Genomic DNA, 9380 nt, shown 5'->3' on the forward strand with positions numbered 1-9380 from the left:
TCGGCCTCCAGGCCGTTCTTCTCGCCGTCGATGATGCGGCGCTGGAGGCGCTCGTCGAGCGGAAGGGCCATCAGCTCCTCGGCGCGGCCCGCCTTCATCGACTTCATGTTGACGCCCTCGAAGAGGGCCATCAGCTTCTGCAGCGGGTCGTAGCCCTCTTCGCGCCGGTCGTGGATCAGATCGAGGGCGACCTTGACCTGCTCCTCCTCCAGCCGGGCGATGGGCAGGATCTTGGAGGCGTGCACGATGGCGGAGTCGAGTCCGGCCTTGACGCACTCGTCCAGGAAGACGGAGTTGAGGACGACGCGGGCGGCGGGGTTGAGGCCGAAGGAGATGTTGGACAGGCCGAGCGTGGTCTGGACGTCGGGGTGGCGCTTCTTGAGCTCGCGGATGGCGCCGATGGTGGCGATGCCGTCCTTGCGGGACTCCTCCTGGCCGGTGCAGATGGTGAAGGTGAGGACGTCGATGAGAATGTCGGACTCCTGCACCCCCCAGTTGCCGGTCAGGTCGGCGATGAGGCGCTCGGCGATGGCGACCTTGTGCTCGACGGTACGGGCCTGGCCCTCCTCGTCGATGGTCAGCGCGATGAGCGCGGCGCCGTGCTCCCTGGCGAGTGCGGTGACCTTGGCGAAGCGGGACTCGGGCCCGTCGCCGTCCTCGTAGTTGACGGAGTTGATGACGGCGCGTCCGCCCAGCTTCTCCAGTCCCGCCTGGAGTACGGGCAGTTCGGTGGAGTCGAGGACGAGGGGGAGGGTGGAGGCGGTGGCGAAGCGGCCGGCGAGCTCCTTCATGTCGGCGACGCCGTCGCGGCCCACGTAGTCGACGCAGAGGTCGAGCATGTGGGCGCCTTCGCGGATCTGGTCGCGGGCCATCTCCACGCAGTCGTCCCAGCGGCCGTCCAGCATGGCCTCGCGGAACTTCTTCGACCCGTTGGCGTTCGTCCGCTCGCCGATGGCCATGTAGGCGGTGTCCTGGCGGAACGGGATGGTCTGGTAGAGGGATGCGGCACCCGGCTCGGGGCGCGGCTCGCGGGGGGCGGGGGCCAGCCCGCGGGCGCGGTCGACGACCTGGCGCAGGTGCTCGGGCGTGGTGCCGCAGCAGCCGCCGATGAGGGAGAGGCCGTAGTCGTTGACGAACGCTTCCTGGGCGTCGGCGAGTCCCTCGGGGCCGAGCGGGAAGTGCGCGCCGTCCTTGGTGAGGACGGGCAGACCGGCGTTGGGCATGCACATCAGCGGGGTGCGCGAGTGGCGGGCCAGATAGCGCAGGTGCTCGCTCATCTCGGCGGGGCCGGTCGAGCAGTTGAGGCCGATGAGGTCGATGCCGAGCGGTTCCAGGGCGGTCAGGGCCGCGCCGATCTCGGAGCCCAGCAGCATGACGCCGGTCGTCTCGAAGGCGAGCGAGCAGATCAGCGGGACGCTGACGCCGAGCGCGTCCATGGCCCGGCGGGCGCCGATCAGGGAGGACTTGGTCTGGAGCAGGTCCTGGGTGGTCTCCACGATCAGCGCGTCCGCGCCGCCCGCCAGGAGTCCCTCGGCGTTCTGCTGGTAACCGTCGCGCAGGACGTCGTACTCGATGTGGCCGAGCGAGGGCAGCTTGGTGCCCGGGCCGATCGAGCCGAGCACCCAGCGCTGCCGGCCGTCCCCTGCGGTGAATTCGTCGGCGACCTCGCGGGCGATCCGGGCGCCCGCCTCGGAGAGTTCGACGATCCGCTCGGCGATGTCGTACTCGTTGGCCGCCGAGTGGTTGGCGCCGAAGGTGTTGGTCTCGACGCAGTCGACACCGACCGCGAAGTACTCCTTGTGCACGTTGCGGACGATGTCCGGGCGCGTGATGTTGAGGACCTCGTTGCAGCCTTCGAGGTCCTGGAAGTCCTCGAGTGTGGGGTCCTGGGCCTGGAGCATCGTGCCCATCGCGCCGTCGGCGACCACTACTCGGGTGGCAAGCGCCTCACGGAGGGCTTCGGCTCGGGTGCTGGCGTCGGTCGTGGCGTTCGGCAACGAGGCCATGGATGTGCTCCCAGGGTTGCGACGGCTGTCGGCTTTGCGTCTGCCCGGCGGCAGGCGCACCCGGTCAGGGTAGCGGGCAGGTCCCAGGAGTGTGCGGGTGTATCGCCGGGTGGACGGATATACATGCCGGGGTGCGGCGGCGGGGTGCCGTCCCGTCCGAGGGTTCCTGTGACAGGGGTCGGCATCGGCCGATACTGTTCAGCATTGTCGAACGCCTGGGTTTGTCCGGGTGAACGCACCCGAAATTCGTCGAAACCAGTGGAGGTGAACGGGCGATGGCTCGCAACATCCAGTCGCTGGAACGGGCGGCAGCCATGCTGCGACTGCTCGCGGGCGGTGACCGGCGGCTCGGCCTGTCGGACGTGGCCACGGCCCTGGGCCTGGCCAAGGGCACCGCTCACGGCATTCTGCGCACCCTCCAGCACGAGGGGTTCGTCGAGCAGGACCCGGCCTCCGGCCGCTACCAGCTGGGCGCCGAGCTGCTGCGCCTGGGCAACAGCTTCCTGGACGTGCACGAGCTGCGGGCCCGCGCCCTGGTATGGACCGACGACCTGGCCAGGTCCAGCGGCGAGAGCGTGTATCTGGGGGTGCTGCACCAGCAGGGCGTACTGATCGTGCACCACGTCTTCCGCCCGGACGACAGCCGCCAGGTGCTGGAGGTGGGGGCGATGCAGCCGCTGCACAGCACCGCGCTGGGCAAGGTGCTCTCCGCGTACGACCCGGTGGCGCACACCGAGGCGGTGGAGGGCCCCCGGGAGCAGCTCACGGCCCGCACCCTGACCTCGGAGGCCGATTTCGAGGGAGTGCTCGACCTCACCCGGGCCCGCGGCTGGGCCGCCGACGTGGAGGAGACCTGGGAGGGCGTGGCGTCGATCGCCGCCCCGATCCACGACCGGCGGCGGATGCCGGTGGGCGCGGTCGGTGTGGCGGGTGCGGTCGAACGGATCTGCCCCGGTGGCGAGTTGAAACCGGAGCTGATCGCCGCGGTGCGCGACTGCGCGCGGGCGGTGTCGCGGGATCTGGGCGCCGGGCGGTTCTGAACGCACCCCCGGCCCGGCCCCCACCCGCTCCGCGGCTGTCGGGACGCCGGATGCAAGCAGGATCACAGAACCCTTGACGTCCTGGTAACGGGGGTGAAAACTGCCGTTCATCGGTCGGCATTGTCGAACACCTACCGGCAATACGGGTTAGAGTGTGACAAGGCCAGGAACCGGCTGGGTCCTCATCGAGGACTCTGAACCTGGACGAAGGACAAAGGAGTCGCGGGTGTCCAGCCTCGACATCTTCACCGGCGAGACCATCGGTACCGCCGTGCTCATCCTGCTGGGCGGCGGCGTGTGCGCGGCCGTCACGCTCAAGCGCTCGAAGGCGTTCAACGCCGGCTGGCTCGCCATCACCTTCGGGTGGGGCTTCGCCGTACTGACCGCCGCCTACATCTCCGGCGGGCTCTCCGGTGCCCACCTGAACCCGGCGGTCACCGTCGGTCTCGCGGTCAAGGGCGCCACCCCCTGGGGCGACCTGCCGGTCTACTTCGCCGGTCAGCTCCTCGGCGCGATGGTCGGTGCGCTGCTGGTCTGGGCGACGTACGCCGGCCAGTTCCGCGACCACCTCACGGACGCGGAGATCCTCGCGGCGCAGCCCGCCGACGAGGGCATGGTCGACCAGAAGGCCGCCCCGAAGGCCGGTCCGGTCCTGGGCGTCTTCTCCACGGGCCCCGAGATCCGCAACGCCGTGCAGAACGTCGCCACCGAGATCATCGCCACCACCGTGCTGGTCCTGGCCATCCTGACCCAGTCGACCATCGGGGGCGTGCTGCCCGCCGACCCCAAGGGCCCCGGCGTCATGGGCGCGATGATCACCGCCTTCGTCGTCGTGGGCATCGGCCTCTCGCTCGGCGGTCCGACCGGTTACGCCATCAATCCGGTCCGTGACCTCGGCCCGCGCATCGTGCATGCTCTGCTCCCGCTGCCCAACAAGGGCGGCTCCGACTGGGGCTACGCCTGGGTGCCGGTCGTCGGCCCCCTGATCGGCGGCGCGCTGGCGGGCGGCATCTACCAGCTCGCCTTCGCCTGAGCCCCGCCCGCACGCGACAGAGCCGTACGAGACAAGACTTCGAGGAGCACACCGTGAGCGACGCACACACCGCAGGACCGTTCATCGCGGCCATCGACCAGGGCACCACCTCCAGCCGCTGCATCGTCTTCGACAAGGACGGCCGGATCGTCTCGGTCGACCAGAAGGAGCACGAGCAGATCTTCCCGAAGCCGGGCTGGGTGGAGCACGACGCGACCGAGATCTGGGAGAACGTCCAGGAGGTCGTGGCGAGCGCGGTCGTCAAGGCGGGCATCTCGTCCGCCGACGTCAAGGCGATCGGCATCACCAACCAGCGCGAGACCACGATGATGTGGGACAAGGCGACCGGTGAGCCGGTGCACAACGCCATCGTCTGGCAGGACACCCGCACCGACGCCCTGTGCAAGGAGCTCGGCCGCAACGTCGGGCAGGATCGTTTCCGCCGCGAGACCGGCCTCCCGCTGGCCAGCTACTTCGCCGGCCCCAAGATCCGCTGGCTGCTGGACAACGTCGAGGGCCTGCGGGAGCGCGCCGAGGCCGGCGAGATCCTCTTCGGCACCATGGACTCCTGGGTCATCTGGAACCTGACCGGCGGTGTGAACGGCGGCGTGCACGTCACCGACGTCACCAACGCCTCGCGCACCCTCCTGATGAACCTGCACTCCATGACCTGGGACGAGAAGATCCTGCAGTCCATGGACATCCCGGCCGCCGTCCTCCCGGAGATCAGGTCCTCCGCCGAGGTGTACGGCACCGCCGCCGACGGTGTGCTCGCCGGCGTGCCCGTGGCGTCCGCGCTCGGTGACCAGCAGGCGGCCCTGTTCGGCCAGACCTGCTTCTCCGAGGGCGAGGCGAAGTCGACGTACGGCACCGGCACGTTCATGCTCATGAACACCGGTGACGCGCCCGTGAACTCGTACAACGGCCTGCTGACGACCGTCGGGTACCAGATCGGCGACCAGAAGCCGGTGTACGCGCTGGAAGGGTCGATCGCCGTCACGGGATCGCTCGTCCAGTGGATGCGCGACCAGATGGGCATGATCAAGACCGCGGCCGAGATCGAGACGCTGGCCTCCAGCGTCGACGACAACGGCGGCGCGTACATCGTGCCCGCCTTCTCCGGTCTGTTCGCCCCGTACTGGCGCTCGGACGCCCGCGGTGTGATCGCCGGTCTCACCCGGTACGTCACCAAGGCGCACATCGCCCGTGCCGTCCTGGAGGCGACCGCCTGGCAGACCCGTGAGATCACCGACGCCATGACCAAGGACTCCGGCGTCGAGCTGGCGGCTCTCAAGGTCGACGGCGGCATGACCTCCAACAACTTGCTGATGCAGACCCTGTCGGACTTCCTGGACGCCCCCGTCGTCCGTCCGATGGTCGCCGAGACCACCTGTCTCGGCGCTGCCTACGCGGCCGGCCTCGCGGTCGGCTTCTGGTCCAGCACCGACGAGCTGCGCGCCAACTGGCGCAGGGCCGCCGAATGGACCCCCCGCATGGACGCGGACACGCGGGACCGTGAGTACAAGAGCTGGCTCAAGGCCGTCGAGCGGACCATGGGCTGGATCGAGGACGAGGAGTAATCGACATGACCACCCTGCAGAGCGTCCCGGCCCCCGGGGCGCGACCGGCCGACGGTTCGACCGCGAGCCGCGCCGAGACCCGGGAGCGGCTTTCCAAGGCGACGTACGACCTCCTGGTGATCGGCGGTGGCATCCTGGGCATCTCCACCGCCTGGCATGCCGCGCAGTCCGGACTGCGGGTGGCCCTGGTGGACGCCGGCGACTTCGCCGGCGCCACCTCCTCCGCCTCCTCGAAGCTGCTCCACGGCGGGCTCCGCTACCTCCAGACCGGAGCGGTCAAGCTGGTCGCGGAGAACCACTTCGAGCGCAGGGCGGTGTCCAAGGACGTCGCCCCCCACCTGGCGAACCCGCTCACCTTCTACCTCCCCGTCTACAAGGGCGGCCCGCACGGCGCGGCCAAGCTCGGCGCGGGCGTCTTCGCCTACTCCGCGCTGTCCGCCTTCGGCGACGGAGTGGGTCACGTCATATCGCCGTCCCGGGCGGCACGTGACGTCCCCGAGCTGCGTACGGACAACCTGAAGGCCGTCGCGGTCTACGGCGACGACCAGATGAACGACTCGCGGATGGCGCTGATGACGGTCCGCGCGGCCGTCGAGGCGGGCGCCACCGTCCTCAACCACGCCGAGGTCAAGGGCTTGCGCTTCACGCACGGCCGGGTCACGGGTGCGGAGCTCAAGGACCGGATGGACGGCACCGAGTTCGGTGTGGACGCCCGTCTGGTGCTGAACGCGACCGGGCCGTGGGTGGACCACCTGCGCAAGCTGGAGGACCCCCACTCGGCGCCCTCCATTCGGCTCTCCAAGGGCGCGCACCTGGTCCTGAAGCGGACCGCGCCGTGGAAGGCCGCGCTGGCCACCCCGATCGACAAGTACCGGATCACCTTCGCGCTGCCGTGGGAGGACCAGCTCCTGCTGGGCACCACCGACGAGGAGTACGAGGGCGACCCGGGCGATGTCGCGGTGAACGAGAAGGACATCGCCCAGATCCTCGACGAGGCCGCGTTCTCCATCCGCGACCAGCAGCTGTCGCGGGACCTGATCACGTACTCCTTCGCGGGTCTGCGGGTGCTGCCGGGCGGTCCCGGCGACACCTCGAAGGCCAAGCGCGAGACGGTCGTCACCGAGGGCCGCGGCGGCATGCTGTCGGTGGCCGGCGGCAAGTGGACGACTTTCCGCCACATCGGCCGCACGGTGATGAACAAGCTCGCCGCCCTCCCCGGCCACCCGCTGGGCGAGGACATGGAGCCGATCTCGCACCTGCCCAAGAAGCTGCCGCTGCCGGGCATCTCGAACCCCAACGCGGTCGCCCACCGGCTGCTGGTGGACGGCGGGACGCCCGGTCCGCGGATGTCCCCGGAGACCGCCCGTCACCTGGCCACGCACTACGGTTCGCTGTCCTTCGACATCGCCCGGCTGGCGAGCGACGACCCGGCGCTGGCCGAGCGCATCCACCCGGACGCCCCGGAGATCATGGCGCAGGTCGTCTACGCCCGGGACCACGAGTGGGCCGAGACCGCGGACGACGTGCTGCGCCGCCGCACCACGCTGACGATCCGGGGCCTGGCCACGGACGACGTGCGGGCGAAGGTCGAGCGGGTGCTCTCGCGCGAGAGCTGACCTGATCGGACCAGGTCAGAGCCTTGGCCGACGCCTGGGACGAAGGGCGGACTCCTTGGGGGTCCGCCCTTCGCCGTGCGAGGATAGGTCGGAGGTCTGGCGGCGGTGCCGGGCGGGAGCAGGAGGTCGTCCATGGCCGTCACCGACGAAGCCATCGAACGCATCAAGGCCATGATCGTCTCGGGTGCGCTGCGGCCGGGCGACCGGCTGCCCAAGGAGAGCGAGCTGGCGGCCGAGCTGGGCCTGTCGCGCAACTCGCTGCGGGAGGCGGTGCGGGCGCTGTCGCTGATCCGGATCCTGGACGTGCGGCAGGGCGACGGCACGTACGTCACCAGTCTGGACCCGCAGCTGCTGCTGGAGGCGCTGAGCTTCGTGGTGGACTTCCACCGCGACGACACGGTGCTGGAGTTCCTCGCGGTACGCAGGATCCTGGAGCCCGCCGCCACGGCGATGGCCTGCGAGCGGCTGACCGATGAGGAACTGGACGCGCTGGAGGCCCGGTTGACGGACCTCGGCACGGACCCCTCGGTGGAGGAGCTGGTCGCGGCCGACCTGGAGTTCCACCGCTCCATCGTGCAGGGTTCCGGGAACTCGGTCCTGTGCTCCCTCCTCGACGGGCTCTCGGGGCCCACCACCCGGGCCCGGATCTGGCGGGGGCTGACCCAGGAGGACGCCCTCAGCCGCACCCTGCGCGAGCACCGGGCGATCCTGGCGGCGCTGCGCGACCGGGACGCGGAGGCGGCGAGGTCGTGGGCCACCGTGCACATCGCGAGCGTGGAGCAGTGGCTGCGCTCGACGCTCTAGCGCGCTGCCCGGCCCGGGGCCCGTACGGGCGGGGGGACCTGTGGGGCGGCGGCTTCGACCGATGAAGATCGGATCTCTCCGATCCGGCCGATTTCGATTGATTCAGTGCCCTGAGGGCACGCTTCCCGCATGCGTAAGGTGGGTCCCTGGACAGGGGGAACACCCGATGAAGTCGGAAGAAGGAGGCGCTGGGTGATCGAGCTCGACGGGGTTCCCGAGCTGGTCGACCCGGTCATGGTGGCCGCGTTCGAAGGCTGGAACGACGCCGGCGACGCCGCCTCGGCCGCGGTCGCGCATCTGGACCGGGAGTGGAAGGGCGAGGTGTTCGCGGCGCTCGACGCCGAGGACTACTACGACTTCCAGGTCAACCGGCCGACCGTCTTCCTGGAGAACGGGGTACGGAAGGTCACCTGGCCGACGACGCGGCTGTCGGTGATCCGCACCGGCGGCGACACACCGCGCGACCTGGTGCTGGTGCGCGGCATCGAGCCGTCCATGCGGTGGCGCTCGTTCTGCAACGAGATCCTGGGCTTCGCGCACGAGCTGGGCGTGGAGATGGTGGTGATCCTGGGCGCGCTGCTCGGCGACACCCCGCACACCCGGCCGGTCCCGGTCAGCGGGGTCACCTCCGATCCGGACCTGGCACGCACCATGGACCTGGAGGAGACGCGGTACGAGGGCCCCACGGGCATCGTCGGCATCCTCCAGGAGGCGTGCACGCACGCCGGCGTTCCCGCGGTGAGCCTGTGGGCGGCCGTCCCGCACTACGTCTCGCAGCCGCCCAACCCCAAGGCGACGCTCGCCCTGCTGAACCGGCTGGAGGACCTGCTGGGGCTGCGCATCCCGCTCGGCGAGCTGGCGGAGGACGCGCGGGCGTGGCAGGTGGGTGTGGACCAGCTGGCGGCCGAGGACAGCGAGGTGGCCGAGTACGTGCAGTCCCTGGAGGAGGCACGGGACACCGCGGACCTCCCGGAGGCGTCCGGCGAGGCCATCGCCCGCGAATTCGAACGCTATCTGCGCCGGCGGGACCCCGCGGCCGGCCCGGGCCCCGGCGAGGGCGGCCCCAGCCACGCCACGGACGGTGGTGAGGCGTATCTGCGCGACACGGCGGGCGGTCGGCCGGGGAGGCCGCCGAAGAAGCCCCGGGCGGCGGGCACGGACGAGGGTCCCCCGGAGGGGGACGAGACCGGCGAGCCCGGGGGTACCGCCCCGGGGCCGTCCGGCGGCCCGGGCGGCAGCGAGTAGCCTCGGAGCGACGGCCGGCGAGTGACGGCAAGAAGCGCGGGCCGCGACCCTTGAGG

At 70.6% G+C, this 9380-nt stretch carries 7 protein-coding genes; 6 read left to right on the forward strand and 1 reads right to left on the reverse strand.

What is annotated here, in order from left to right:
• A partial coding sequence (locus ACFWVV_RS37555) for a homocysteine S-methyltransferase family protein (RefSeq protein WP_384359049.1) occupies positions 1-2006 on the reverse strand: 2006 nt, incomplete at its 3' end.
• A 275-nt stretch (positions 2007-2281) separates the two neighbouring features.
• On the opposite strand from ACFWVV_RS37555, the gene ACFWVV_RS37560 reads away from it, so the two are divergent.
• From ACFWVV_RS37560 to ACFWVV_RS37585, 6 genes are all read left to right on the forward strand, one after another.
• The gene (locus ACFWVV_RS37560; RefSeq protein WP_384359047.1) at positions 2282-3046 is read left to right on the forward strand and encodes an IclR family transcriptional regulator; all 765 of its coding nucleotides are present in this window, start codon (positions 2282-2284) and stop codon (positions 3044-3046) included.
• A gap of 226 nt (positions 3047-3272) precedes the next feature.
• Complete coding sequence (locus ACFWVV_RS37565) at positions 3273-4079, forward strand: MIP/aquaporin family protein (RefSeq protein ID WP_384359045.1); 807 nt, start codon at positions 3273-3275, stop codon at positions 4077-4079.
• A gap of 53 nt (positions 4080-4132) precedes the next feature.
• The gene (gene glpK / locus ACFWVV_RS37570; protein WP_384359043.1) at positions 4133-5659 is read left to right on the forward strand and encodes a glycerol kinase GlpK; all 1527 of its coding nucleotides are present in this window, start codon (positions 4133-4135) and stop codon (positions 5657-5659) included.
• Between the two features lie 5 nt (positions 5660-5664).
• Positions 5665-7275, forward strand: coding sequence for an FAD-dependent oxidoreductase (locus ACFWVV_RS37575; protein WP_384359041.1), 1611 nt, complete (start codon positions 5665-5667; stop codon positions 7273-7275).
• A gap of 132 nt (positions 7276-7407) precedes the next feature.
• Positions 7408-8079: a FadR/GntR family transcriptional regulator gene (locus ACFWVV_RS37580; protein ID WP_384359039.1), complete on the forward strand. Its 672-nt coding sequence runs from the start codon at positions 7408-7410 to the stop codon at positions 8077-8079.
• Positions 8080-8271: 192 nt separating this feature from the next.
• Entirely contained in the window at positions 8272-9324 is a 1053-nt protein-coding gene (locus tag ACFWVV_RS37585) for a PAC2 family protein (protein ID WP_384359037.1), read from the forward strand.
• Positions 9325-9380: the final 56 nt, after the last annotated feature.

This window comes from Streptomyces sp. NPDC058663 (assembly GCF_042716745.1).
Taxonomy (GTDB): domain Bacteria; phylum Actinomycetota; class Actinomycetes; order Streptomycetales; family Streptomycetaceae; genus Streptomyces.

Bases quoted from the DNA above. Each gene is read 5' to 3' on its own strand.
- ACFWVV_RS37575 (WP_384359041.1), top strand. From the start codon at position 5,665: ATGACCACCCTGCAGAGCGTCCCGGCCCCCGGGGCGCGACCGGCCGAC.
- ACFWVV_RS37560 (WP_384359047.1), top strand. From the start codon at position 2,282: ATGGCTCGCAACATCCAGTCGCTGGAACGGGCGGCAGCCATGCTGCGA.
- ACFWVV_RS37580 (WP_384359039.1), top strand. From the start codon at position 7,408: ATGGCCGTCACCGACGAAGCCATCGAACGCATCAAGGCCATGATCGTC.